Genomic DNA, 24,269 nt, shown 5'->3' with positions numbered 1-24,269 from the left:
TATGACTGCAGTAATTGTTGAAGATGAAAATATTGCATCTAGAAGATTGGCCAATCTTATTGGCGAATTGGCACCAGATATTAAAATTTTGGCGCAATTAACTTCGGTTGAAAGCGGATTAAAGTGGTTTAAGAAAGAAAAGCAACCGGATATTGTTTTTTTAGACATTCAATTAAATGATGGTTATGGTTTTGATATTCTAGATGCTTTGGATGAACATCCTCCAGTAATTTTCACAACCGCATTTAATGAATACGCCATACGCGGATTTAAGTATAATGGATTGGATTATTTATTAAAGCCTATTGATAAAAAAGATCTTGAAAATGCGCTTAGTAAGTTTCATAAACTAAAACCCGTTCAAAATTCGACTGATAAAATCGATCAATTGCGGTCAATGTTTACCAAGGAGTATAAGCGTCGTTTTATGATCAAAATTGGTAACCAATTTATTACCTTCAAGGTAGCAGACATAGCGTATTTTAAAAGTAATGATGGACTTATTTATTTGTTTACAAATACAGGAAAAAGCTACCCGGTAGAATATTCATTAGATCAATTAGAAGAGATTTTAAATCCCATTCAGTTTTTTAGAGTAAACCGCAAATACGTGGTTTCTGTTAACTCAGTAGTGGAGATTCACAGCTATTTTAACAGCAGGTTACTACTAAAACTGCAACCAAAAGATGAAGAACAGATAATCGTGTCTAGAGAGCGTGCTTCCAACTTCAAAAAGTGGTTGGATATGTAGTATATTCAATTTTCAAAAAGTAGGTTTTATAAAATCTTTCCGACCAACATCACATAACTTAAACTAAAATTGCATGGTGCAAAAACAAATAATAAAACTTGATGTGGTCTCTGATGTTGCTTGTCCTTGGTGTTATGTAGGTAAACGCCGATTAGAAAAAGCGCTGACCGAATGGAAAGGAGCGACTGTGGAGGTGACTTGGCATCCATTTCAATTAGATCCTAGTATGCCTGAATCCGGTTTAAACAGGGACACCTATTTACTTAATAAGTTTGGTGATTTGGAACGAACCAAAAGCATGACTGATCGTCTTGTAGAAGCCGGAAAGGAGGAAGGGATCACCTTTAATTTTGGTGATAAATGGTTAGCAGTAAATACGCTACCACTACATCAATTATTACATGTTGCCGGAGAAGAAGGGTTTAGAGATACGCTTAAGGAGCGTTTCTTAAAGGCTTACTTTGACGAAAACCTTCACTTAAATGACATCGATGTTTTAGTTGAGGTGATGTCAGAATACGGATGGGATGCTGAAAAAACAAAACGCATCATTGCCGATGACAGCATTGGATACACCGTAAAACAAGAAATAGCTCATTATCAACAACGAGGTGTAACAGGAGTCCCATTTTTTATACTTAATGACAAATACGGATTTAGTGGTGCGCAACCACCGCATGTATTTTTAGATGCCTTTGCCAAAGTATCACCAATTGAAGTGATTGCTGAAGGTGATCATTGTGATTCGAATACGAAAGAATGTTGATATAGTTGCAGTATCATTTATGAGTTAACAAAGCTCTGTTCTTTTAAAGAAGCATCTTTTCCATAGTTCTAGCTACTGCATCCTCTTTATTTGTGTAGGGGCTTACATAATCTGCCATAGATTTTAAGTTATCCGTTGCGTTTGCTACGGCAACTCCATAACGAGCATTACGCAATAATTCATCGTCATTATGATTATCTCCAAAGGCTATTACTGTATCAATTCCGTGGTCAAAGTCTGTATCGAGCAATTTTTTTAGTGCTTTTGCCTTATCAATATACTTCGGTGTAATTTCGAGATAGGTGTCTTTAGATCGATATAAGTGAACTTCATTTCCGTGTATAGGAGAAAGAAATTGTACGATGCTATCCAGTTCATCTGGAGTTCCCATACACATAAGTTTATGGATTCCCAGCTCTTTAGAAACAAGAAAGTCTAAGGTTTGAGCTACCGACTGAATTTTCGGAGAATCTCTTGTAGTAAAGATTTCATGTTTGGTATGCTGATCTTCTCTGGCAGTAAACCAGTGTTCGAAGCTGTAAATACTTAAGTTGTAATTGTGATTTGAATGATGTTTTTTGAGTGTTTCTAATATTTTCGTAGATAACTTATTACTTTCTATAAGCTTTCCATTTTCACCCAAAATCAATCCGCCATTAAACGCAATAAGCGCGCTTCCGGAAATGCCAAGTCCTTCCTGTAAATATCGCATTGCTTGAGGTGGTCTTGATGACGCAAGTATGGTAGGTAATTGGATTTTCGAAAAAGCAGTAATGGTACGATTACTTAGCCACCGTTCTTCATTTAATAAAGTACCGTCTATATCCGTACACAGAATTTTAATCGTGTTTTTCATACGCCAAAAGTAACAAACCTACCTGTGTAAAGTTTCCAGCTAATAATAAATCAAAACCCTCACCATAATTGGCGAGGGTCTTAGTCTAATATATAAAAGCTAAGCGGTCTTGAGTCTTATCTCTAGTTGCGCTAACTGCCTATTTAGTATCTGTAATACTCAGGCTTAAACGGTCCTTCAACCTTTACACCGATATAGTCTGCTTGATCTTTACGAAGCTCTGTTAATTCAACACCAATTTTTGCAAGGTGCAGTTTCGCTACTTTCTCATCAAGATGCTTTGGTAACATATAAACTTCGTTTTTGTAGTTTTTTATATTATTCCAAAGTTCAATTTGCGCTAGTGTTTGATTAGTAAATGAGTTACTCATTACAAAACTTGGGTGTCCAGTCGCACAACCAAGGTTTACCAAACGACCTTCTGCTAATAAAATAATGTCTTTGCCATTAATATTGTATTTGTCAACCTGAGGTTTGATCTCTACTTTTTGACTTTTACTATTTAACCAAGCAACATCGATCTCATTATCAAAATGACCAATATTACATACGATAGTCTTGTCTTTCATTGCTTCGAAGTGCTCACCACGAACGATATCTTTATTTCCTGTAGTTGTAATCACAATGTCCGAATTACCAACAACCGTTTCTAATCTTTTTACTTCAAAACCATCCATTGCCGCTTGTAGTGCACAGATAGGATCTACTTCAGTAACAGTAACGATTGAACCTGCACCTTTAAATGAAGCGGCTGTACCTTTACCAACATCTCCGTAACCACAAACGGTAACACGTTTTCCAGCTAGCATTACATCCGTCGCACGACGAATCGCATCTACTGCACTTTCTTTGCAACCGTATTTGTTGTCAAATTTTGATTTGGTAACACTGTCGTTTATGTTGATGGCTGGCATTGGTAACGTCCCATTTGCCATACGCTCATATAATCTGTGAACTCCAGTAGTCGTTTCTTCAGAAAGTCCGTTAATTCCATCAACTAATTCAGGATAACGATCTAGCACCATATTGGTCAAATCACCACCATCATCAAGGATCATGTTCAATGGTTTTCTGTCTTCACCAAAGAAAAGTGTCTGCTCAATACACCAATCAAATTCCTCTTCATTCATCCCTTTCCATGCATATACAGGAATACCAACAGCAGCAATAGCGGCGGCAGCTTGATCCTGAGTAGAGAAAATGTTACATGAACTCCAAGTTACTTCAGCACCTAATGCAACCAAAGTTTCAATTAATACTGCAGTTTGAATAGTCATGTGCAAACAACCTGCAATTCGAGCTCCTTTTAATGGCTGCTCATTTTTGTATTCTTCACGAAGAGACATTAATCCAGGCATTTCAGCCTCAGCCAATTCAATTTCTTTTCTTCCCCAGTCAGCAAGTGTAATATCTTTTACTTTATATGCCGTGTACGGAACTGTATTTGTACTCATGCTATTTATGTTTACTTTCGTTTGTAACTTTTGCGGTGCAAAGGTACATAATAACTATTTGACTTCATGCCTCTTTATAAAAGAATAACACCAAATCAGCATAGTTTTGTTTATATCTGGAAGATTGACGAAAGCCTAGATGAATTATTGAATAAAATTCAATTAAAACCAGAGTCGCAAGAACGGGTTGATGGCATGAAATCGATACAGCACCAGCGTGGGTTTTTAAGTGTAAGAATGTTGTTAGCGGCGGCGGGTTATTCTGACTTCGATCTATTTTATGATGAAGAAGGGAAGCCTCACTTAAAAGATGGAAAGCACATTTCAATCACTCATTCATTCAGTTATTCTGGAATTATTGTAAGTGATGAAAATGTTGGCATTGATATTGAAATGCAACGAGAGAAAATCGAAATCATCGCCCATAAATTTCTAAAATATGAGTTTGAGTATACATCAGAGGCGGATTATGTAAGAATGCTCACCGTAATCTGGGGAGCAAAAGAAGCCATTTATAAAATGTTCCCACCACGAGGGTTAAGTTTTAAAGATCATATTAAAGTAATTCCGTTTAAGATAGGCGATCAAGCCGGAAGGGCTTGGGCGCATTTTGAAGAAGTAGCCCAAAAATATCAGCTTGAATGGTTAGAGTTCGATGGTTATACGTGCGTGTACTCTTCTGAGGAAGGATTGTAAAATGAAGATAAAAGACTCCCTTCCCTTGAGGGAAGGGCTGTGGATGGGTGTCCGCCTGTAACAGAAAACTAGCTTAATAATTCATCAATTTCTTATTGGGATTTGGAATTTGTTTTTTGGAATTTTACACTTTAAGAAATAATAGCACTAGCAAATAATATGCAAATATCAATAGAACTCACATTGACTCCCTTACAAGATAATTTTGAGCAGCCTATAATCGATTTTATAAAACGTTTACGAGCGTCTAAATTCACCATTTTAGAAAACCCATTAAGCACCCAAGTATATGGTGTTTATGATGAGGTGATGCCTTTTATTCAGGAAGAAATAAAGACAGCTTTTGAAAATGTAGAGCATATCTTGGTCAACATGAAAATAGTAAAATCAGATCGTAGCGATTATGAGCCAAATTTTTGACTTTCTATTCGGCCAATATGCCGATTATGAAACACTCGATATCGTACTGGAGATCATTGCAGCTATTTTTACATTATTGTCTGTCTGGTTTTCTAAGAAAAACAGCATTTGGGTATATCCTACAGGAATGATTTGTACCGCTATTTTTGTTTATCTATTATTAAAATGGGGGTTGCTGGGAGATATGATGATCAATGCATATTACTTTGGAATGAGCATTTATGGATGGTATGTTTGGACCCGAAAAGTAGATGAAGATCATTTTACACCAATTTCTATGACTACAAGGAAAGAGCATATTATATCAGTTGTAATAGGGCTTAGCGCTTTAGTATTCGTAGCATTTATATATGAGTCTTTTGACAAATGGACAAACTGGACAGCCTATGTTGATACAATTACAACAGCTATTTTCTTTGTAGGAATGTGGTTAATGGCAAAACGAAAAATTGAAAACTGGATTTATTGGATCATCGGTAATATCATTACTGTTCCTTTATATTTTTACAAAGGACTTACATTTTCGAGTATCTTGTACGCTGTGTTAACTATTATTGCGATTTTTGGGTATAAAGAATGGAAGAAAAACTTAAACAGCGGCCTAGCAATATAATAAAGGTAGTATTGTTCGGTCCCGAATCAACTGGCAAGACGACCTTGGCACAGCAACTTGCAAAGCATTACAAAGAGCCATGGGTTGCTGAATATGCCAGAGAATATTTGCAAGAAAAATGGAATAGAACCAAACAGGTTTGCCAGCCAGAAGATTTATTGCCTATTGCTGTAGGGCAGATAGCAGAAGAAAATAAATGGACCGAGCATGCCAATAATATTCTTTTTTGTGATACTGATTTATTGGAAACTAAAGTATATTCTGAGGCCTATTATGTCGGTAGTTGTGATCCCTTACTCGAAAAGTATGCTTTAGCTAATACATACGATTTATATTTACTAACCTATGTTGACACACCGTGGGTAGCTGATGATCTTAGAGATAAACCAGATGAACGTGAAAGGATGTTTGAATATTTCAAAGAGTCATTAGAGATTAATAGTAAACCTTATATTTTATTAAAAGGAAACAAAACTGAACGTTTTAATACTGCAGTAAAAGAAATTGATCTTTTACTAAATGAAAAAATAAATGCTGAAACTTACAGATCAGGATAAACAACAATTAGCTGAAAAAGGCATCACCGAAAAAGAATTAAATCGACAAATAGCTATTTTCAAGTCAGAAATAATGCCGTTAAATATTATAGCGCCCGCTACAATAGAAAACGGGATTTCTGTGCTAGGCGAAGAATCAGAGAATCTGGTCAATGTGTATGAGGATTCCTTAAATAGCATAACAGTTGTTAAGTTTGTGCCGGCTTCTGGCGCTGCCACAAGAATGTTCAAATTCCTATTTGAGTTTATTGACAATTACAATCCAAAAGAACAATCAATCAACGCTTACATAAATAGGAAAAAGGACACGGCATTACGGACCTACTTTGCAGGTTTAGAAAAATTCCCTTTTTATCACAAGGTCCTACATTATATAGAAAAAATAAATCCTGATTTTCAGCAATTGCCTGCGGATAAATTTAGACTACTTTTTATCGAGACCTTGATTAAGGTAAATGGATTAAATTATGGAGCTTTTCCTAAAGGGCTTATTCCGTTTCATCGATATAAAAACCACCAAGCGACGCCGTTTCAAGAGCATTTGTTTGAGGCGGCTAATTATGCTTCTGTAAAAGAAAAAGCGAATTTACATTTTACAGTTTCTAAAGGCCATCTTGAAAAATTTAAGTTGAAACAAATGGAAATTCAAGATAAAATTGTAGAAAAAACAGGCGTTACATTTAATTGCGAGTATTCGTTTCAGCAATCATATACTGATACGGTAGCGGTCGATATGAAAAATAACCCCCTTCGTGATGAAGATGGGAATTTGATTTTCCGTCCTGGTGGGCATGGAGCTTTGATTGAGAATTTAAATACGATTGATGCTGATGTAATCTTCATCAAAAATATTGATAATGTTGTGGTGCAGCGCTATGAGGAAGCAGTAGCGTTTAATAAAAAAGTATTAGCAGGTAAATTACTGAAGTTACAGCAACAGATATTTCAATATGCAAAATTGTTGGAAGCTAATCCCGATGTTGTAGATTTAGAAGAAGTACTTCAATTTATATATAGTGAATTAAATGTACAGGTGAGTACTGAATTCGAAAAATATGCTCGTAAGTATCAAGTTGAATATCTACTTGATAAGTTAAACCGACCAATTCGAGTTTGTGGGATGGTCAAAAATGAAGGAGAACCGGGCGGGGGGCCATTTTGGGTGAAGCACGAAAGTGGAATTGTAAGCTTACAGATTGTAGAATCTGCCCAAGTAAATAAGAAGGACAAAGAACAAACTAAGCTATTCAAAAAGTCTACTCATTTTAATCCAGTTGATCTTGTTTGTGGAGTTCGCGATCATCATGGTAATAAATATGATCTAATCAAGTATGTTGATAAAAAAACATACTTCATCGCATCGAAATCGAAAAACGGAAAAAAACTAAAAGCATTAGAGCTCCCGGGTCTATGGAATGGCGCAATGGCGAACTGGAATACTGTTTTTGTCCAAGTTCCCTTAGTAACATTTAATCCGGTTAAAACCGTTAACGATCTTTTGAAACCGCCACATCAGGTGAAAGAAGAGTAAAACTCGTTCCCTCTCCTTGAGGAGAAGGGTTATGGGTGAGGTATAAAACCATCAAAATTTTTACCTCAAGCGCGAATTCCGTAGACAATTTCCACACCAAAATTGTAGAATCTACACAAATTATCACAACCTAATTTAGGTCTTATTTTCATTTTACAAAATTAACTATTTGATTTTCAAATAGTTAATATAAATTAATTGTCTCATCTCTTTTTTTGGCACAACTATTCCTTTAGTAGTAAGCAAGTAAAACACTTTGTAACATTTAAAAGAATCATATCATGAAAAAATTATTGTTAGTACCTGCTTTAGTCTTAGGATTTGTATTTAGCATTAACGCCCAGCAAGCTGATGAAACAGAAACTGCCGTAGTCGCTTCTGCAACTCAAGATTTTGTAGAAATCGCTGTTGACAATTTACCACAGGCGGTAAAAGATGCTGCTGCAAAAGACTATGCAGAGCACACAATCTCAAAAGCATATGCTACAGCAGATGCGCTTACATTTAAGTTGGAATTGGCTGATAAGGCTGGTGAAACAAGTACCGTTTATTGCGATGCCGAAGGAAACTGGATCAAGCAAGAAGAAGAAAAATAAAAAATAACGCATTCTTTTTAGTAAAGGATAAGTTGATTATTTTCATTTAGGGTTAGTTTAGCTTTTAACGGAGCTGCTTAGAAAGAGGTCATTATAATAATGGCCTCTTTTTGATTTGGTCAAATTTTAGAAATCCGTTAACACCTCATTCTGCGTACATAGTATAACCTTACTGAAAATGCCAAAACTACTTATCATTGACGACGATGTTGCTTTTTGCAGCATGCTTGCTACTTTCCTTATTAAAAAAGGTTTTAGAGTTGAAACATGTCATAACGCCAAGTCAGCAATAAAAAAAATAGAAGAAATTAGCTTCGATCTTGTAATAACAGATTTAAGACTACCAGATAATGACGGGATTTGGTTATTGAATTTTATAAAAGGAAATAATGCTATAGTGCCGGTAATATTAATGACGAATTATGCAGATATAGCCACGGCTGTTAACGCAATGAAAAATGGTGCATTTGACTATATCGAGAAACCTATTCAACCCAATGAATTGCTGAATAAAGTACAGTCGGCCCTTACTATTCAGCCGAAGGTTTTTGAAGCTAAACCAATTAAAATTCATAAGTCCTCTTCTACATTTTTGAAAGGGGTTAGTCCTAAATCGAAAAACCTAAATGAATTCATTGACCTTGTAGGACCTACAGATATGTCGGTATTAATTATCGGTGAAAGTGGAACAGGAAAGGAAAATGTAGCGCGATCTATTCACGAAAAAAGCAATAGAAAAGATCATTCTTTTGTAGCGGTGGATTGTGGAGTAATACCTAAAGAGCTAGCGGCTAGCGAATTTTTTGGACATTTAAAGGGATCCTTTACAGGGGCTATTAATGATAAGATTGGCCATTTTGAGGCGGCCAATAAAGGAACTTTATTTCTTGATGAAATAGGTAATTTAAGTTATGAAACGCAAGTGCAATTACTAAGGGCACTGCAAGAGCTAAGAGTAAAACCTGTAGGTAGTAATGACGAAATAGCAGTTGATGTTCGAGTTATAGCAGCTACCAATGAAAATTTAAATGAAGCAACCAGCAATGGAACATTTAGGGAAGATCTTTTTCATAGGCTAAATGAATTTTCGATTAACGTACCATCGCTAAAAGAACGTGAAGATGATCTAATGTTATTTGCTAATCACTTTCTTGATCAATCAAACATTGATTTAGATAGAGATATTAAAGGTTTTGATACCGAAACTACCCAACTATTTGCTAATTATAATTGGCCGGGAAATCTTAGAGAATTAAAAAATACAGTAAAAAGAGCAGTATTATTATCAAGAACTGAAATGATAGTGCCTGAAGTGCTTCCTAATGAAATAAGAATGCAGAATCAAAAGGAAGATACATTTAGTTTATACAATGCTGATAATGAAATGACATTGATTAAAAAGGCATTGGAGAAGACAGATGGAAATAAAACTAAAGCTGCTCAATTGATGAAAATTGATAGGAAAACGCTTTATAATAAACTCAAGCTTTATGGGATTGATTGATCTCTGATTCTATTTTTTGAAATAGGTTTTTTACTAGAAATTGAAGTTCTTCAATTAAGACATTTACTTCTTTTATATCTATATTTTTTATTTCGAATTCTAACGTTTTCAGAATTCCAACGATTTTTGAAGCATTAATTTGTTTAAACATTGGGCTCATTCTATGTGCTATATTGCCTATTCCTGATCGATCATTGTTTTTTGAATTAAGAAGATGAAGTTGTTCTCTAGTATTTTCCATGAAAACGGTTAGAATTTTTTGCATTGCACTATAATCTTCCTGAACAAACTCGGCTATTTCAGAAAGATCATAATCTGTTTCTTGAATTAGGCTGTTGATTTCTTCTTGTGAAGTCACCACTTCTTTGCCTTCGATGATATTTGCCATAGCCAACAATAAATGCTGCGCTTTATAAGGTTTGCGAATCTTTGAGGTGAAACCAGCTTTTAAATAGTGGTTTATCGGAAGGTCAGTTTTTCCTGATAGTGCTAGTATGGGGATTTCGACTTTATTTTTTTTAAGCTGATTCACCAGCCAAAATCCATCATAAATAGGCATTTGAATATCAGTAATAATAAGGTCAATCTTTTGTTCATTCAAAAAAGAAACTGCACGCTTTGCATTGTTCCGCATATGAACATTAATGCCATTTCTTTCTAATAATGCTTTTAATAAGTTAAGTTGATTAGGATCATCATCGACTACTAAGACTGTTTTATCCTTCAATGTAGTGCTTTTAACAGCATCTAATTCTACGATCTTTTGTTCCTTAATTGAAATAGATTCTAGCTGTAACGGAATTTCCAAAGTAAATGTGCTTCCTAGATTTATTTTACTGTCAACACTAAGTATCCCTTGTAATAAGTGCGACAGTTTTTTTGCTATTGTTAGGCCTAATCCAGAACCCCCATAGTGTTTTTCTGTCTCATTTTCTGCCTGAGTAAATTCATTGAAAATAAGCTGTTGTTTGTTTTGGGCTATACCAATACCTGTATCGGTGACTTCAATTTTAAGATATGGCCTATTCTTATTTTTTGTAAAACTTGCTTTAAGAACGATGCTTCCTTTTTCGGTAAACTTGATTGCGTTGGAGATTAAGTTGGTTAATACTTGCTTTATCCTAAGGGGATCGCTAATTGCTTCTATCCCATTTACATTACTTATTTCAAGATGATAGGTGATATTAGGTTTTGTTGCGCTATTGGTTTGTTCTTCAAATGTTTGTTTTAGTAAATGTGCGATGTCGAATTTTTTTGGTTCAATAGTCACTTTACCCACCTCTAATTTAGAAAGATCGAGCAGGTCGTTGACCAATTGTAGTGTAAAGTTCGATGAGCTTTTTAACTGATTTAAATATTGAGTCTGGCGCTGTGTCGGATTTGTATGTTCTAGCAGTTCTGTAAATCCATAAATGGTGGTTAAGGGTGATCGGAGGTCGTGTGTGACAGCGGCCATGAGTTGTTCCTTGCTTTTTAAAATGGATTCTGCATATTGTTTTGAAGCTTCCAGCTGTTGTTGGTAACGTTGCCTTTTTTTGCTATCCTGCGCAATAACAAATATGAAAATTAAAGTAATGAATAGCGTTCCGAAACCGACATATTTTAGCGTGTTGGCGGTACGTTCCATTCTATTTTCAAGTTGTTTTGTTCTTTTAATAGATTCTAGAATAACTTCTTTTTCGATATCAGATAAAAGCCCTCGAACCTTCGCCGTGATTGTTTGGTCGTTCTCTAATAACACAGCCTCTTTTTTTAAAAGCAACTGCTTAAACTTATTGCTTTGTGCATTAAGTTTTTCAAGCGTATTTTTTACATTGAGTGCTAGAGAATCGGTGTCTTGCTTCTTTTTATTATCATTTCGTAAAAACTCTAAGTAATCTACAATCACTTTTTTTACATAAGGATCATAATCTGCCAAGCGAGGATCGTTCTCATAATCTTCAAAAATGATATCAGTTTTTGATAGCTCGTCAATAGCTATTTCGTAGTAATTTTTGGATAATTCCTTTCGTTTTAAAGATGAAAGCTCTTGGATTGTGGTAGTCTTTTTATCCAATAATAATTTAATACTATCAAGTCTGCCCGCTTGTTCTTTGTTCGTATATTCATTTAATAAGGTGTCGATAGTTTGTTTGATATCTGCAATTTGAGTTTTATAAGTATTAAACTGCTTTTTAGATCCAGTTTGCGCCGCCGTTCGACCTAAGCTTTCAGCTTCATATAAATTAGTAAGCGTATTGCTTATAGTTAGCAATTGTTGATCCTCTTTCTGAGGTTTGTTGATTACCTGTGTAAAGTACGGAAGTTGGTTATACAAAAATACAACAGCAAAACCAGCTATTGCGATGACCAACACATAGCTGAATATTACTTTTGAGGTGATAGACTTCTTATTTTTTTGCATCTATATACATACGATAAAAGCTTGGTAAATAGCTCGAAATTAAAATGATTTTTGACCTTTTGTTTTCATTTTAGGTCGTAATTTTGCCCCCAAATCTCGAAGGGGTGCTCTTTTTTTAGTTTAGAGTGTTGAGTTCAGAGTGCAGAGTTGAAAAGCTCATAGCTCATAGCTCATAGCTCATAACTCAAAAAACGGCTGAGATCATACCCATTGAACCTAGAACAGGTAATGCTGTTTAGGAACGCGGTTGGCACATTGTAAAATGTTGCCAGAATATCATTTATTAACAAACTGAATAATGACCCCTTTTATTCGTATAAATTTCATACGAATGAAACGTTTATTATCACTTGTTGCAGTATTCTTAATTCAATTTCTTACTGCACAAGAACAACAATTTGAACTATCGGGTACTGTAACCGATGAAAACAACCAACCTTTTCCTGGAGTTTCTATTATAATTAAAGGAACAAAACAAGGAACTACAACAGATTTTGAAGGTAATTATGCATTAACCTTGGTGAAAGGAAATTATGTGCTTCAATTTAACTATTTAGCACCTGAGCCTTATGAAAAGGAAGTGTATGTTTCCAAAAATACAGTTCTAAATGTACAATTAGGAAATAGAGAATTTGCTTTAGATGAAGTGTTGGTATCGGCCACGCGGGTTACTTCAAAAACACCAATTGCATTTACTAATATTTCCAAAGAACAACTACAATCAATTAATTTAGGTCAAGATTTACCTATAATTATCGATCAGCTTCCGTCTGTAGTTACAACCTCTGATGCTGGTACTGGCATTGGTTATACCGGAATACGTGTTCGAGGCACAGATGCCACACGAGTAAATGTTACCATAAATGGTATTCCCTATAATGATGCAGAATCTCAAGGGACGTTTTGGGTAAATATGCCTGATTTTGTTTCTTCTGTAGATGATATTCAGTTACAACGAGGAGTAGGGACATCAACAAATGGTGCCGCAGCTTTTGGTGCAACACTCAACTTGAAAACCAACAAACCATCTTCAGAAAGTTATGCGACTATCATAAATTCATTTGGCTCTTTTGGTACAAATCGTCATAATGTGCAAATAGGAACCGGACTTAAAAACGGATTGTATGCTGAGGCACGCTTGTCTAAAATTCAATCAGATGGTTATATCGACCGTGCGACTTCCGACCTAAAATCTTTTTATGTTGAAGGAGGATATTTAAATGAACGCACAGCAATTAAGGCAATCGTTTTTGGTGGTCAAGAACGAACCTATCAATCTTGGTTTGGTACACCAGAATCTCGAGTAAATGGAAGTGCGGCAGATATACAAGCGTATATAGATCGTAATTTTTTAAGTGATGAAGAGGCTGAAAATTTATTAAATTCTGGTAGAACTTATAATTTTTACACTTACGAAAACCAGGTGGATAATTACAATCAAGACCATTATCAGCTTCATGCTACACATCAATTTAATAGCAAGCTATCAGGAAATTTATCACTTAACTACACAAATGGGCGAGGCTTTTTTGAGCAGTTTAGAGAAGATGATGATTTAGGTGATTATTTCCCAGATAGCACAAACCCTGACGAAAGTGGTGATGTTGTAAGAAGAAGATGGCTTGATAATGATTTTTATGCCTTGGTTTATTCTTTAAACTATAACACGGAAGGATTAACTGCCAATTTTGGAGGAAGTTTTACGCGATACGATGGTGATCATTTTGGAGAAGTAATTTCTGATACATTTCCATCACCACTTCCAACTGGTAGTCAATATTATTTCAGTAATGGTGATAAAAGAGATATAAATATATATGCCAAAGCAGAATATAATATTAATGATGCGCTTTTAGCTTTTGGTGATTTACAATACCGCACTGTTAACTACGAAACTTTCGGAACTAGTTCGGATTTGCTGCCTATTGCTGTTGATCAAAATTTTGGATTTTTTAATCCAAAAATGGGATTGTCGTATGCTTTTGATAAGAGCCAAACTGTTTATGGTTCGTTTTCTGTTGGTAATAGAGAGCCTAATCGTGACGATTTAATTAATAATCCCAATGCTAAAAGAGAGCAATTGTTTGATTGGGAATTTGGATATCGCTTACAAAAAAGTAAAATAGCCTTTAACGCTAATTTTTATTTTATGGATTATAAAGATCAGTTAGTACTAACTGGTGCAATTGATGATACTGGAGGTCCGATTAGACAAAATGTTGATAGGAGTTATAGAGCTGGTATTGAATTACAGGCAACTTACAAAGCTTCTGAAAAATGGACGTTTTCTGCTAACACGACTTTGAGTCAAAATAAAATCAAAGAGTTCGATTATCTCATTTTCGATACACAGTTTGACCCTGCTACATTCGATACTGTTTCTTTCTTGCCCGTTACTACTAACTTAGAAGATACCGATATTGCTTTTTCACCAAATATAATTGCAGGTAGTGTTATTAGCTATCAACCTATAGAACAGGTTAAGCTTAGCGTGCTTAGTAAATATGTAGGTGATCAGTTTTTGGATAACACGTCAAGCGAAAGCAAGAAAATAGACAGTTATTTTGTAAACAACTTTAACGCTTCTTGGACACTAAAACCAGGTTGGGTTAAAGAGTTGAGGTTTGATTTATTAGTGAATAATTTCTTAAACGAATTGTACGAATCTAATGGCTACACCTTTAGTTATTTTTTCAGGCCAGAAGGATCTAACGACCCGGCAATCACTGAGAATTTTCTTTACCCACAGGCTGGGACGAACTTTTTAGTAGGGATGACGCTTAAATTTTAATCTCATAATTCTCCAATCTGTTCCCTCTCCCTCTAGGAGAGGGCTAGGGAGAGGGGTTTTCTAGCTCAAAACATTGTTTAGAAATACCTTCTAAATCTAGCCTCAATTGTTGTGGGCTTAATTCGAAACTGTAATAATCCCGCCACTTTCGGTAGCGCGATAATTAAGCATAGGGTATACTTGTTGATCTCCTCCTGGAGGATTCAGCAAATCACCAGTTCCTAGCGTGTATCGGTAGTCTTCGCAACTGCATTGCGCCTCGACACCATTTATTGCCATAGTACTACAGTTGTTAGGTACATGGTTCGGACAACTTGCTTCCCATGCGATATAACCAATTCCCGAATTAAACACGATAATACCACCTATCCCAGCGTTAGAAAAGTACTGACTGTTTCCAGTAAATGATAAATTACTATTAGTAGCGAGATTAATATCAAATGAAAAAGCAGTATCTAATAAAAAAGGATTCCTACTACGCCTATTGTCGTCATCTTTGCATGACAATAGTGCTAAAAAAAGGAAAAGGGTTAAAAAACGTTTCATGCAATTCTTTTTGGCAAGGTAAATAAACAAAACGCATTGTACGGCAGGTTTATTTTTGATTAACATTATTTTTAATGTAGAATTTTCACCCCTGTTTAAGCTGAAATTATTTTGTATATTTGATTAGGATCCCGCTATGATGGGATTTTTTGTGTTTATAAGTGAGCATGAGTCACAGTAAAATGAAAATGAAATTATGAGCAACGTATCTTATTATACTGAAGAAGGACTAAAAAAGCTTAGAAAAGAGCTTAGTCACTTGAAGGATGTAGAACGTCCTCGTGCTTCTCAAGCAATTGCTGAGGCAAGAGATAAAGGAGACCTTTCGGAAAATGCAGAATATGATGCTGCAAAAGAGGCACAAGGCCTTCTTGAAATGAAGATATCTAAATTAGAGGAAACGCTTTCCGGAGCGCGTTTAATTGACGAATCCCAATTAGATACTTCCAAGGCGTTAGTATTGTCAACGGTTAAGATTAAGAATCAAACCAACGGTATGGAAATGAATTATACCTTGGTGGCTGATGGTGAAGCCGATTTGAAATCGGGGAAGATATCGGTAAATTCACCTATAGGAAAAGGACTTCTAGGAAAGTCGGTAGGTGAAGTAGCTGAAATATCAGTGCCAAATGGCACATTAAAATTTGACATCTTAGAGATTACTCGAGAATAACAATTCTATTTATCAACCAGGAAGACCGGTTAGCACATTAATGTTGTTATCCGGTTTTTTTATTTCATTTTCCTTACTTTTAAATTCCCTAATTTGACAATACAATGGCTTCAATTTTCACTAAAATTATTAATGGAGAAATCCCTTGTCATAAGGTCGCAGAAACTGACGACTTTCTTGCATTTTTAGACATAAATCCCAATGCTTGGGGACATACCTTATGCATACCTAAAAAGGAAGTTGATAGACTATTCGATCTTGATGAAGATACTTATAATGGATTAATGAGTTTTTCTAGAAAAGTGGCCCTTGCAATTGAAAAGGTAGTGTCTTGCAACCGTGTGGGAGTTGCAGTAGTTGGTTTAGAAGTACCTCATGCACATGTGCACTTAATTCCGATAGATTCTATGACAGATATGGACTTTAAAAATAATAAAGCCCGGTCTCAAAAAGAATTTGCAGCTTTGGCATCCGAAATCGCCTCACAATTCTAATCAATAATATTTAGGACGATCTCCATAGTCGTACCCTTACCTATTTCAGAATGCGATACCCTTAGTTTGCCTTGGTGGTAATCCTCAACAATTCGTTTTGCTAACGACAAACCTAGTCCCCAACCTCGTTTTTTTGAGGTAAATCCTGGCTCGAATATTTGATAAAACTGACTTCTTGGAATACCTTTCCCTGTATCGATAATTTGAATTTTAACTTCCTTATCTCGCTGTTTTACAACAAGACGTAAAAGCCCTTTTCCTTTCATCGCATCGATGGCATTTTTAACCAAGTTTTCAATGGTCCAGCTAAAAAGCTGTGAATTAAGATTTACATAAATAAAATCTTCAGGAACTAATAACTCAAAAGTGATGAGTTTTGAGCTTCTCATTTTTAAATAGTTGAACGTATTAGTAGTTTCAGTAATAATATTAGTACGTTCTAATTTTGGGATGGATCCGATTTGTGAAAATCGCTCTGTAATAGTCTGTAAGCGCTCGACATCTTTATTAATTTCTACTAGAGTGCTCTCTTCTACATTTTGTGACCGAAGTATTTCAATCCAACCTAATAATGATGACAGTGGTGTCCCAATCTGGTGAGCAGTTTCTTTGGCCATACCAGCCCAAAGCTTATTTTGTTCTGATATTTTAGAGGTGCGATAAAAGAAATAGGTAACCGTTGCAAATAGCACAATAATCAGTACCAACGCAATTGGGAAATAGGTTAATTTTTTAAGCAAAGACGAATCACCATAATACAATCGCTGGTTTAAAAAATTGTCATAATCAATGATAATAGGATCGTTATCTTTTTTAATCCGATCGAGAATTTTATAAATGTAATTGGGATCTCTAGCAATTTTTATGCTGTCGATATTGTCGTAGTTAACAATACTGTCATTTTTGTCAACAATGATCATAGGCGAATTCAACTTGCCATGTACGGTGTGCCAATAGGCTAGCTCACTTATATTATCTTCGGTGCTGTTTTGTTGAATTTCATATTGTGCAACTACCCAACCTTCCATTTTAACCCGTTCTTCATTCTTCATGATACGGAACAAAGAATTGGTATTCCAAACAATAAGTACAACAACAATGAACGAGCAGATAATTATAATGCGTCGGGTTATTGTTTTCTGGTCTTCAAATAACATTTAGGTGCATTGGCTTTACAATGAATAAATATAAGTTAATTTGATGATACCTTTATCCACATTCCTTTTTTTGACCGCAGTAGTTTAATTACATTTGCTACAAATTAAACCGTAGGATGTTATCACTTGATCCAAACGAACTTGCAACACCAAAACTACACGGATATTTACTAGGCGCGATCGGACCAAGACCCATTGCATTTGCCAGTACGATAGATGAAAAGGGACGCCCAAATTTATCTCCTTTTAGTTTTTTTAATGTGTTTAGTGCCAATCCACCGGTATTAATTTTTTCACCTGCAAGACGTGTTAGAAATAACACTACAAAGCACACCTTAGAAAATGCCGAGGCAACAAAAGAGGTAGTTATTAATGTTGTAAATTATGATATCGTTCAGCAAATGTCTTTATCGAGTACGGAATATGCTGAGGGTATTGACGAGTTTAAAAAGTCCGGACTAACACCATTAAGATCGCATCAGGTTAAGCCTTTTCGGGTAAAAGAATCTCCAGTACAGTTTGAATGTAAAGTGACTGATATTATAAAATTGGGAAATGAAGGCGGTGCCGGTAACCTTATCATGTGTGAAGTTGTTAAGCTACATATTGATGAGGCCGTATTAGATGAAAACGGAAGTATCGATCAACATAAAATAGATCTTGTTGCTCGAATGGGGGGTAGTTGGTATAGCCGTGCAAATAAGGGAATGTTTGAGGTTCCAAAGCCATTATCTACTTTGGGTATTGGGGTAGATAATATACCATATACTATTAAAAATAGTTCGGTTTTAACGGGAAACGACTTAGGGAAGTTAGGTAATATTGAAGCCATCCCTACTGAAGACGAAGTAACTGAATTTGTAAATAATTCAACAGGAATAAAGGCAATTTTGAGCGCGGATGATGAAGAAAAAGTTCATTTAAAAGCTCAAGAATATTTAAATAAAAATGAAGTACTTTCGGCTTGGAAAGTATTGTTGGCAATTAATTAAAAATAACGATGGAAATTACAGGAAGCATTAAGATGATCGATGAAACTAAAACCTACGGAAGCAATGGTTTTAGAAAGCGCGAATTGGTAATTACAACCGATGAGCAATACCCACAGCATATTTTAATTGAATTTATTCAGGATAAGTGCGATTTATTAAATAGCTATCAAGTAGGGCAACAAGCGAAAGTAAGTATCAATATTAGAGGTCGCGAGTGGGTAAATCCGCAAGGGGAAACAAAATATTTTAACTCTATTCAGGGATGGCGTATTGAGAATGTTGGAGCTGCAGCGACTGACGGTGCTGCTGGTATACCACCCGTGCCACCAATGGAAGCATTTGAACCAGCTACCGATTTAAATGAAGAAGAGCATGATGATCTTCCATTTTAGAAAGTACGCTCATATATAATATAAATCCCTGCTTTTTAGTAGGGATTTTTTGTTGGTACCAAACCAGATTGATCATCAAATAATCGTTTTACCTCCGGTTTATTTAATTCTACTAAAGTTAGTACTCCCAATACAATACCTAATGCTCCAGTAAGGCAATTCAGTATCGAAACAACGAAAATGTAGGTGTAATTAGTTCTTTTGCCTAAGTATTTAGCGGCATATAAGGTTAAAATTCCTAGTGTAACTGTCAATATGAAGCCGATACCTCCGATAATGATAAATATTAATCCTGGATTAAATGGAATATCATCTTGAGTAGGATCTAGCATAAAGGCGGTTCCAAAAACACCTCCCATAAACATATAAAACACAAAAAACAGCGAAAAACATAGCGTTAATATGCCTTTTACTGTAAGAAGCGTGCGATAGATGTCTAGATTATTCATTTTACTCATAATAGGTTATACCTATACGTATAAAAAATGCGAAAAGTGTTACAATTGGTTTTCCTTTTATAAATTGAAGCTGTAAATCTATAAGATGAATATTACCAACACTGTTGCTAAGGCGTTTAAGCGTTTTATGCCTTCACCATTTACAATTGCTATTCTATTAACTCTGCTAACCATGTTATTGGCATTCTTTTTTACTCCAGAAGTAGAAGGGAATAAAGCACTATTCATATTATCCGAATGGGAAAAGGGAATTTGGAATACCGACTTGCTAGTTTTTGGATATCAAATGATGTTAATCTTGGTGCTAGGACACATTTTGGTCCTTAGCAAGCCAATGAATAAAGTTATTTTGGCTATTACTAGTCTAGTAAAAGATGCTAAAAGTGCTGTTGTTTTAGTTAGTGTAACGACCATGTTAGTCGCATTTTTTAATTGGGGCCTTGGCCTTATTTTTGGCGCAATATTGGCAAGGAAAGTGGGTGAGTACGCACAACAACATAATATTCCTATAAACTACCCTTTAGTTGGTGCAGCGGGTTATACCGGACTCATGGTATGGCACGGAGGCATTTCAGGCTCTGCCCCGCTAAAAGTTGCTGAAGAAGGACATTTAAAAGGATTCATCAATTCGATTAAAGATGTCGAATTGGCTTCTATGATTCCCGATCTAATAAGTACAGATCAAACCATTTTTAGTTGGTGGAACCTGGGGATATTTTTTGTAGTACTTCTTAGCGTTCCACTTGTTTTGCGTTTTGTCTCATTAAAAATCAAAGCAACACCTTTAAACTTGTCTGCATATAGTTTTAATGATGACAAAGATGAGATACCGGAAGGGGCAGAAAAATTAGATAGCTCAAAATATCTGGCTTGGTTTTTCGGCATCCTAGTATTATTGGCGTTTGTGAATCAATATGCGAAAAGTCTAGAGTCTGCTACGATTACTCCAAACATGCTCAACTTTTTCATGTTCGGTTTAGCTATTGTGCTGCATGGAAGCTTCAAAAATTTCTTAAAAGCATTAAATGAAGCGATTCAAGGCACATCAGGAATTCTTATACAATTTCCATTGTATTTCGGAATCATGGGAATAATGAAAAGCACTGGCATGGTATCAGGAATATCTGATTTTTTCGTGAGCATCGCTACCGAAAACACCCTGCCTCTTGTAAGTTTTTTTAGTGCTGGCTTGGTCAACATTTTTGTGCCTAGCGGGGGTGGTCAATGGGCTATTCAAGGACCCATTGTTGTAGAATCGGCGCTAAGCTTAGGAGTGCCATTGCCTCTGGCTATTATGGCTCTGGCTTACGGAGATCAAATTACTAATATGATACAGCCTTTTTGGGCGCTACCACTCTTGGGGATTACTAAGTTAAAGGCGAAGGAGATTTTGCCCTACACCCTGATCTTAATGTTGGTGGGCTCGGTTATTTACATGCTAGGATTACTATTGTTTTAATTCTGATGCAAAAAAAAGCTCCCCGCAAAGCGGAGAGCTTATATAAAAATTTGTTGATCTTCAATAACTAACTCAAAAGCAATGATGAAAAGAAAGAGAATACGAAGATCGTTTCAAATGTGGTGAAAATTCACTTAAAATCAAAGATATGGAGCTATTGATTTCATAAATAGCGAAGTAGATGGATTAATTTATACTCTTTATATGTTAAAGAAAGATAATTTCATATCTTTCTTATAATTGCTATTTTAAAAACCTTATGTTTTTGCTTACTGATAAGTTAGAGTTTCCTCCTGTTACGACAGCTTCGGATGAGGGTGTGGTTGCGATAGGCGGAGATCTAAGTGCTGAAAGACTGTTGTTGGCTTATGAGAATGGAATTTTTCCTTGGTCAGAAAATGACGACTTACTTTTATGGTGGAGTCCAGATCCCCGTATGGTATTGTTTCCGGACAACTTTAAAATATCAAAGAGTCTAAGGAAGAAATTACGATCAAATACCTTTGAGATAACATTAAATGCAGCTTTTGATGAAGTGATTAACAAATGCGCTCAAGCAAAGCGCAAGGGACAAGAAGGAACGTGGATCACCAATGGAATGATAAATGCCTATCGACATTTGCACGAAATGGGTAAGGCAATTTCTGTTGAAGTTTGGCAAGACAGCAAACTAGTTGGTGGACTATACGGATTGGAAATAGATCGTATGTTCTGCGGTGAAAGTATGTTTCATGAAGTAAGTGATGCTTCCAAAATCGCATTTGCATGCTTGGTCGATAAGTGTAAAAGCGAGAAAAAAGAGGTGATAGACTGTCAAGTATATACAGAGCATTTAAATAGTTTAGGAGCCCAAGAAATATCACGCAGTCAATTTTTAGAATATTTATCGTAGTTTAGAAATATATGTTAACACTCGAAGATTTTAACTCCTGTACCAATAGCGATATGCTTATTGAAAAGCTAAAAGAAAAGGGCGAAGATAAATTAGTAAAAAAACTATTGCGGGATCGCGCTTATGAAGAGGAGCTAAAACGACTACAGGCAGAGTTGGTTTCATTGCAGCAGTGGATTGCTGCAAAAGGAAAACGGGTTTGTATCATTTTTGAAGGCCGAGATGCTGCCGGGAAAGGTGGCTCGATTCGTCGTTTTAAAGAGCATTTAAATCCAAGATCAATGCGGGTAGTCGCATTGAATAAGCCCACAGATACTGAAAGAGGACAATGGTACTTTCGCAGATATTTGAAAGAACTGCCAAATCCTGGTGAGATTGTTTTTTTTGATCGCAGTTGGTATAATCGCGCTGTGGTAGAGCCCGTGATGGGTTTTTGCACCCCAGAGCAATACCAAAAGTTTATGCTTCAAGTTCCTGAGTTCGAACATATGTTATATGAAGACGGATTGATACTAATCAAGTTTTGGTTTTCCATTTCTAAGGATGAACAAGAAAAACGGTTTAACAGTAGATTAGCCAACCCACTAAAGCGCTGGAAGTTCAGTCCAGTTGATAAAGAGGGCCAACAAAAATGGGATGACTATACTTACTATAAAGATCAAATGTTTAGCAATACCCATACTACATTTAGTCCTTGGATTATTATACAAACCAACAACAAAAAGGTGGCGCGATTAGAAAGTATGCGCTATGTGCTATCTCAGTTTGAATATGATGGAAAAGGAGATTCTGGTGCAAATTTATTCCCAGATCCGAATGTAGCACATCGTTATTTTAGAAAACTAAATCATATTGATTAGTATGAGCCTAGCAAGTGATATCGAAAAACTAAACTCAAAAACTGGGTTAAGACAATTAGTAAATAATGAGACGTTTAGCATTGGCAAAACACTGCGTTACGTAAATTATGAACTTCGCTTAGAAGCCTTGCAAGAGGAGTTGATTAAGCTGCAAAATTGGGTTACAACTAATAAAAAGAAGGTGGTGATCATATTTGAAGGACGCGATGCCGCTGGAAAAGGAGGGGCAATTCGACGAATTACTGAGCATATTAATCCACGTGAATTTAGGGTGGTTGCATTACCAAGACCAACGGAGGAGGAAATTGGACAATGGTACTTTCAGCGTTATGTAAATCAGCTTCCAAAAGCAGGTGAAATCGTCCTTTTTGATCGTAGTTGGTATAACCGTGCGGTCGTAGAACCGGTAAATGGGTTTTGTACTGAAGAGGAATATGAAATTTTCATGGGGCAGGTCAATGCTTTTGAAAAAATGATCGTAGAATCTGGCGTCATTTTCATTAAATTTTATTTCTCTATTTCGAAAGAAGAACAAGCAAAACGGTTTGAAGAAATAAAAAAGGATCCGCTTAAAAAATGGAAATTTAGCGATGTCGATGCCAAAGCTCAAGAGCTATGGGATGTGTACACCGATTACAAAAAACGTATGTTCAAGCGCACAAATACCAAGACTTGTCCGTGGATCATCATTAAAGCAAATAAAAAGGGCAAAGCTCGCCTAGAAGTAATTGAACGTATTCTTGATATCATTCCTTATGAGCCAAAAAATGAGGCTTTAATAAAACCCGTTGTACCTAAGGTGGAAGAAGTTGAAAATGTTGATTAAGGTTGTACTTCTTGATACCTAAAACAACCAATTTCATGATCATTTACCATACCCGTAGCTTGCATATGGGCGTAGATGACAGTACTACCTACAAACTTAAAACCACGCTTTTTTAGGTCCTTGCTAATTAAGTCGGATAATTCAGTGGTAGCGGGTGCATCTTTATAGTATTGAATATTGTTTTGAATTGGCTTTCCGTCAACAAAACCCCAGATGTATTTCGAGAAACTACCAAATTCCTCTTGAACTTTCATGAATGCTTGCGCATTGCTAATAGTCGCACGTATTTTAAGTTTGTTTCGTATGATACCGGCATCTTGCATAAGCGATTCGTATTTCTCTTCGCCGTATTTAGCAATTTTTTTATAGTCGAAAAAGTCAAATGCCTTTCTAAAATTATCTCGTTTTTTAAGAATGGTAATCCAACTTAATCCTGCCTGAAAGGTTTCTAGAATTAAAAATTCGAATAGCTGATCTTCATCATACAAGGGCACTCCCCATTCTAAGTCATGATATGCTTCATATATAGGGTCTCCAACACACCAACCGCAACGATGTTTTTCCATTTGTAAGGTTTTTAT

The 24,269-nt window shown here is 35.8% G+C and carries 25 protein-coding genes; 18 read left to right on the top strand and 7 right to left on the bottom strand.

Annotated features, from left to right (window positions below):
• Position 1: 1 nt before the first annotated feature.
• Both GWK10_RS07260 and GWK10_RS07255 read left to right on the top strand, forming a co-directional pair.
• Positions 2-751 (top strand): LytR/AlgR family response regulator transcription factor, encoded by a 750-nt coding sequence (locus GWK10_RS07260; protein ID WP_164030937.1) that lies wholly within the window; start codon positions 2-4, stop codon positions 749-751.
• 73 nt (positions 752-824) lie between these two features.
• Positions 825-1,517 carry a DsbA family oxidoreductase gene (locus GWK10_RS07255; RefSeq protein WP_164030934.1) on the top strand — a complete coding sequence of 231 codons (693 nt, stop codon included), beginning with the start codon at positions 825-827 and terminating at the stop codon, positions 1,515-1,517.
• A gap of 43 nt (positions 1,518-1,560) precedes the next feature.
• Here GWK10_RS07255 and GWK10_RS07250 read toward each other — a convergent pair whose 3' ends face one another.
• The gene (locus GWK10_RS07250) at positions 1,561-2,373 is read right to left on the bottom strand and encodes a Cof-type HAD-IIB family hydrolase (protein WP_164030931.1); all 813 of its coding nucleotides are present in this window, start codon (positions 2,371-2,373) and stop codon (positions 1,561-1,563) included.
• Positions 2,374-2,516: 143 nt separating this feature from the next.
• Entirely contained in the window at positions 2,517-3,827 is a 1,311-nt protein-coding gene (gene ahcY, locus GWK10_RS07245) for an adenosylhomocysteinase (RefSeq protein WP_164030928.1), read from the bottom strand.
• Positions 3,828-3,893: 66 nt separating this feature from the next.
• On the opposite strand from ahcY, the gene GWK10_RS07240 reads away from it, so the two are divergent.
• The 7 genes from GWK10_RS07240 (at position 3,894) to GWK10_RS07210 (ending at position 9,744) form a co-directional block, all read left to right on the top strand.
• Positions 3,894-4,523: a 4'-phosphopantetheinyl transferase family protein gene (locus tag GWK10_RS07240; protein ID WP_164030925.1), complete on the top strand. Its 630-nt coding sequence runs from the start codon at positions 3,894-3,896 to the stop codon at positions 4,521-4,523.
• 159 nt (positions 4,524-4,682) lie between these two features.
• A complete protein-coding gene (locus GWK10_RS07235) occupies positions 4,683-4,943 on the top strand; it encodes a thiamine-binding protein (RefSeq protein WP_164030922.1) in 261 nt (86 codons plus the stop codon).
• Positions 4,927-5,556, top strand: coding sequence for a nicotinamide riboside transporter PnuC (gene pnuC / locus GWK10_RS07230; protein ID WP_164030919.1), 630 nt, complete (start codon positions 4,927-4,929; stop codon positions 5,554-5,556). Before GWK10_RS07235 ends, pnuC begins: the two co-directional genes overlap by 17 nt.
• Entirely contained in the window at positions 5,520-6,113 is a 594-nt protein-coding gene (locus tag GWK10_RS07225; RefSeq protein ID WP_164030916.1) for an AAA family ATPase, read from the top strand. Before pnuC ends, GWK10_RS07225 begins: the two co-directional genes overlap by 37 nt.
• On the top strand, positions 6,088-7,644 hold the full coding sequence (locus GWK10_RS07220; protein ID WP_164030913.1) for a DUF4301 family protein: 1,557 nt from the start codon (positions 6,088-6,090) through the stop codon (positions 7,642-7,644). The genes GWK10_RS07225 and GWK10_RS07220 overlap by 26 nt, the downstream gene beginning before the upstream one ends.
• Positions 7,645-7,925: 281 nt before the next feature.
• The gene (locus GWK10_RS07215) at positions 7,926-8,240 is read left to right on the top strand and encodes a hypothetical protein (RefSeq protein ID WP_164030910.1); all 315 of its coding nucleotides are present in this window, start codon (positions 7,926-7,928) and stop codon (positions 8,238-8,240) included.
• A gap of 178 nt (positions 8,241-8,418) precedes the next feature.
• On the top strand, positions 8,419-9,744 hold the full coding sequence (locus GWK10_RS07210) for a sigma-54-dependent transcriptional regulator (RefSeq protein WP_164030907.1): 1,326 nt from the start codon (positions 8,419-8,421) through the stop codon (positions 9,742-9,744).
• On the opposite strand, the gene GWK10_RS07205 is transcribed toward GWK10_RS07210, so the two are convergent.
• On the bottom strand, positions 9,722-12,148 hold the full coding sequence (locus tag GWK10_RS07205; RefSeq protein WP_164030904.1) for a hybrid sensor histidine kinase/response regulator: 2,427 nt from the start codon (positions 12,146-12,148) through the stop codon (positions 9,722-9,724). The genes GWK10_RS07210 and GWK10_RS07205 overlap by 23 nt on opposite strands.
• A 331-nt stretch (positions 12,149-12,479) precedes the next feature.
• Between GWK10_RS07205 and GWK10_RS07200 the strand changes: the two genes are divergently transcribed.
• Positions 12,480-14,939, top strand: a complete 2,460-nt coding sequence (locus tag GWK10_RS07200; RefSeq protein ID WP_164030901.1) for a TonB-dependent receptor — start codon at positions 12,480-12,482, stop codon at positions 14,937-14,939.
• Between the two features lie 117 nt (positions 14,940-15,056).
• Here GWK10_RS07200 and GWK10_RS07195 read toward each other — a convergent pair whose 3' ends face one another.
• Positions 15,057-15,485: a Rieske (2Fe-2S) protein gene (locus GWK10_RS07195; RefSeq protein ID WP_164030898.1), complete on the bottom strand. Its 429-nt coding sequence runs from the start codon at positions 15,483-15,485 to the stop codon at positions 15,057-15,059.
• 196 nt (positions 15,486-15,681) lie between these two features.
• Between GWK10_RS07195 and greA the strand changes: the two genes are divergently transcribed.
• Positions 15,682-16,158 (top strand): transcription elongation factor GreA, encoded by a 477-nt coding sequence (gene greA, locus GWK10_RS07190; RefSeq protein WP_164030895.1) that lies wholly within the window; start codon positions 15,682-15,684, stop codon positions 16,156-16,158.
• 104 nt (positions 16,159-16,262) lie between these two features.
• Entirely contained in the window at positions 16,263-16,652 is a 390-nt protein-coding gene (locus GWK10_RS07185) for an HIT family protein (RefSeq protein ID WP_164030892.1), read from the top strand.
• Here the strand turns inward: GWK10_RS07185 and GWK10_RS07180 are convergent.
• The gene (locus tag GWK10_RS07180; RefSeq protein ID WP_164030889.1) at positions 16,649-17,809 is read right to left on the bottom strand and encodes a sensor histidine kinase; all 1,161 of its coding nucleotides are present in this window, start codon (positions 17,807-17,809) and stop codon (positions 16,649-16,651) included. The two genes, GWK10_RS07185 and GWK10_RS07180, sit on opposite strands and share 4 nt — an antisense overlap.
• 116 nt (positions 17,810-17,925) lie before the next feature.
• On the opposite strand from GWK10_RS07180, the gene GWK10_RS07175 reads away from it, so the two are divergent.
• Together GWK10_RS07175 and GWK10_RS07170 are read left to right on the top strand one after the other, a co-directional pair.
• Entirely contained in the window at positions 17,926-18,801 is an 876-nt protein-coding gene (locus tag GWK10_RS07175; RefSeq protein ID WP_164030886.1) for a flavin reductase family protein, read from the top strand.
• 8 nt (positions 18,802-18,809) lie between these two features.
• Complete coding sequence (locus GWK10_RS07170; protein WP_164030882.1) at positions 18,810-19,193, top strand: DUF3127 domain-containing protein; 384 nt, start codon at positions 18,810-18,812, stop codon at positions 19,191-19,193.
• 35 nt (positions 19,194-19,228) lie between these two features.
• Here GWK10_RS07170 and GWK10_RS07165 read toward each other — a convergent pair whose 3' ends face one another.
• Positions 19,229-19,642, bottom strand: coding sequence for a hypothetical protein (locus tag GWK10_RS07165; RefSeq protein WP_239540724.1), 414 nt, complete (start codon positions 19,640-19,642; stop codon positions 19,229-19,231).
• A gap of 94 nt (positions 19,643-19,736) precedes the next feature.
• Between GWK10_RS07165 and GWK10_RS07160 the strand changes: the two genes are divergently transcribed.
• From GWK10_RS07160 to ppk2 (GWK10_RS07145), 4 genes are all read left to right on the top strand, one after another.
• Positions 19,737-21,110 (top strand): short-chain fatty acid transporter, encoded by a 1,374-nt coding sequence (locus tag GWK10_RS07160; protein WP_164030877.1) that lies wholly within the window; start codon positions 19,737-19,739, stop codon positions 21,108-21,110.
• 259 nt (positions 21,111-21,369) lie between these two features.
• A complete protein-coding gene (gene aat, locus GWK10_RS07155) occupies positions 21,370-22,002 on the top strand; it encodes a leucyl/phenylalanyl-tRNA--protein transferase (protein WP_164030874.1) in 633 nt (210 codons plus the stop codon).
• Positions 22,003-22,013: 11 nt separating this feature from the next.
• A complete protein-coding gene (ppk2, locus tag GWK10_RS07150) occupies positions 22,014-22,862 on the top strand; it encodes a polyphosphate kinase 2 (RefSeq protein WP_164030871.1) in 849 nt (282 codons plus the stop codon).
• A 1-nt stretch (position 22,863) separates the two neighbouring features.
• Positions 22,864-23,688 carry a polyphosphate kinase 2 gene (gene ppk2 / locus GWK10_RS07145; protein WP_164030868.1) on the top strand — a complete coding sequence of 275 codons (825 nt, stop codon included), beginning with the start codon at positions 22,864-22,866 and terminating at the stop codon, positions 23,686-23,688.
• On the opposite strand, the gene GWK10_RS07140 is transcribed toward ppk2 (GWK10_RS07145), so the two are convergent.
• Positions 23,685-24,254, bottom strand: coding sequence for a DNA-3-methyladenine glycosylase I (locus GWK10_RS07140; RefSeq protein WP_164030865.1), 570 nt, complete (start codon positions 24,252-24,254; stop codon positions 23,685-23,687). The two genes, ppk2 (GWK10_RS07145) and GWK10_RS07140, sit on opposite strands and share 4 nt — an antisense overlap.
• Between the last annotated feature and the right edge of the window lie 15 nt (positions 24,255-24,269).

Origin of the sequence: Spongiivirga citrea, assembly GCF_010671565.1 — a bacterium.
In the GTDB taxonomy this organism is placed as follows: Bacteria; Bacteroidota; Bacteroidia; order Flavobacteriales; family Flavobacteriaceae; genus Spongiivirga; species Spongiivirga citrea.
The sequence above is the reverse complement of the archived record's forward strand: the minus strand, read 5'-3'. Positions and strand labels throughout refer to the sequence as shown.

What these genes read in the sequence shown, in the direction of transcription:
- GWK10_RS07170 (WP_164030882.1), top strand. Translation starts at nt 18,810, where the DNA reads ATGGAAATTACAGGAAGCATTAAGATGATCGATGAAACTAAAACCTAC.
- ppk2 (WP_164030871.1), top strand. Translation starts at nt 22,014, where the DNA reads ATGTTAACACTCGAAGATTTTAACTCCTGTACCAATAGCGATATGCTT.
- GWK10_RS07140 (WP_164030865.1), bottom strand. Translation starts at nt 24,254, where the DNA reads ATGGAAAAACATCGTTGCGGTTGGTGTGTTGGAGACCCTATATATGAA.
- GWK10_RS07195 (WP_164030898.1), bottom strand. Translation starts at nt 15,485, where the DNA reads ATGAAACGTTTTTTAACCCTTTTCCTTTTTTTAGCACTATTGTCATGC.
- GWK10_RS07180 (WP_164030889.1), bottom strand. Translation starts at nt 17,809, where the DNA reads ATGTTATTTGAAGACCAGAAAACAATAACCCGACGCATTATAATTATC.
- GWK10_RS07200 (WP_164030901.1), top strand. Translation starts at nt 12,480, where the DNA reads ATGAAACGTTTATTATCACTTGTTGCAGTATTCTTAATTCAATTTCTT.
- GWK10_RS07220 (WP_164030913.1), top strand. Translation starts at nt 6,088, where the DNA reads ATGCTGAAACTTACAGATCAGGATAAACAACAATTAGCTGAAAAAGGC.
- aat (WP_164030874.1), top strand. Translation starts at nt 21,370, where the DNA reads ATGTTTTTGCTTACTGATAAGTTAGAGTTTCCTCCTGTTACGACAGCT.
- GWK10_RS07205 (WP_164030904.1), bottom strand. Translation starts at nt 12,148, where the DNA reads ATGCAAAAAAATAAGAAGTCTATCACCTCAAAAGTAATATTCAGCTAT.
- GWK10_RS07225 (WP_164030916.1), top strand. Translation starts at nt 5,520, where the DNA reads ATGGAAGAAAAACTTAAACAGCGGCCTAGCAATATAATAAAGGTAGTA.
- GWK10_RS07240 (WP_164030925.1), top strand. Translation starts at nt 3,894, where the DNA reads ATGCCTCTTTATAAAAGAATAACACCAAATCAGCATAGTTTTGTTTAT.
- ahcY (WP_164030928.1), bottom strand. Translation starts at nt 3,827, where the DNA reads ATGAGTACAAATACAGTTCCGTACACGGCATATAAAGTAAAAGATATT.
- GWK10_RS07175 (WP_164030886.1), top strand. Translation starts at nt 17,926, where the DNA reads ATGTTATCACTTGATCCAAACGAACTTGCAACACCAAAACTACACGGA.
- GWK10_RS07185 (WP_164030892.1), top strand. Translation starts at nt 16,263, where the DNA reads ATGGCTTCAATTTTCACTAAAATTATTAATGGAGAAATCCCTTGTCAT.
- GWK10_RS07165 (WP_239540724.1), bottom strand. Translation starts at nt 19,642, where the DNA reads ATGAATAATCTAGACATCTATCGCACGCTTCTTACAGTAAAAGGCATA.
- GWK10_RS07160 (WP_164030877.1), top strand. Translation starts at nt 19,737, where the DNA reads ATGAATATTACCAACACTGTTGCTAAGGCGTTTAAGCGTTTTATGCCT.
- GWK10_RS07235 (WP_164030922.1), top strand. Translation starts at nt 4,683, where the DNA reads ATGCAAATATCAATAGAACTCACATTGACTCCCTTACAAGATAATTTT.
- GWK10_RS07210 (WP_164030907.1), top strand. Translation starts at nt 8,419, where the DNA reads ATGCCAAAACTACTTATCATTGACGACGATGTTGCTTTTTGCAGCATG.
- GWK10_RS07260 (WP_164030937.1), top strand. Translation starts at nt 2, where the DNA reads ATGACTGCAGTAATTGTTGAAGATGAAAATATTGCATCTAGAAGATTG.
- GWK10_RS07215 (WP_164030910.1), top strand. Translation starts at nt 7,926, where the DNA reads ATGAAAAAATTATTGTTAGTACCTGCTTTAGTCTTAGGATTTGTATTT.
- greA (WP_164030895.1), top strand. Translation starts at nt 15,682, where the DNA reads ATGAGCAACGTATCTTATTATACTGAAGAAGGACTAAAAAAGCTTAGA.
- GWK10_RS07250 (WP_164030931.1), bottom strand. Translation starts at nt 2,373, where the DNA reads ATGAAAAACACGATTAAAATTCTGTGTACGGATATAGACGGTACTTTA.
- GWK10_RS07255 (WP_164030934.1), top strand. Translation starts at nt 825, where the DNA reads ATGGTGCAAAAACAAATAATAAAACTTGATGTGGTCTCTGATGTTGCT.
- pnuC (WP_164030919.1), top strand. Translation starts at nt 4,927, where the DNA reads ATGAGCCAAATTTTTGACTTTCTATTCGGCCAATATGCCGATTATGAA.
- ppk2 (WP_164030868.1), top strand. Translation starts at nt 22,864, where the DNA reads ATGAGCCTAGCAAGTGATATCGAAAAACTAAACTCAAAAACTGGGTTA.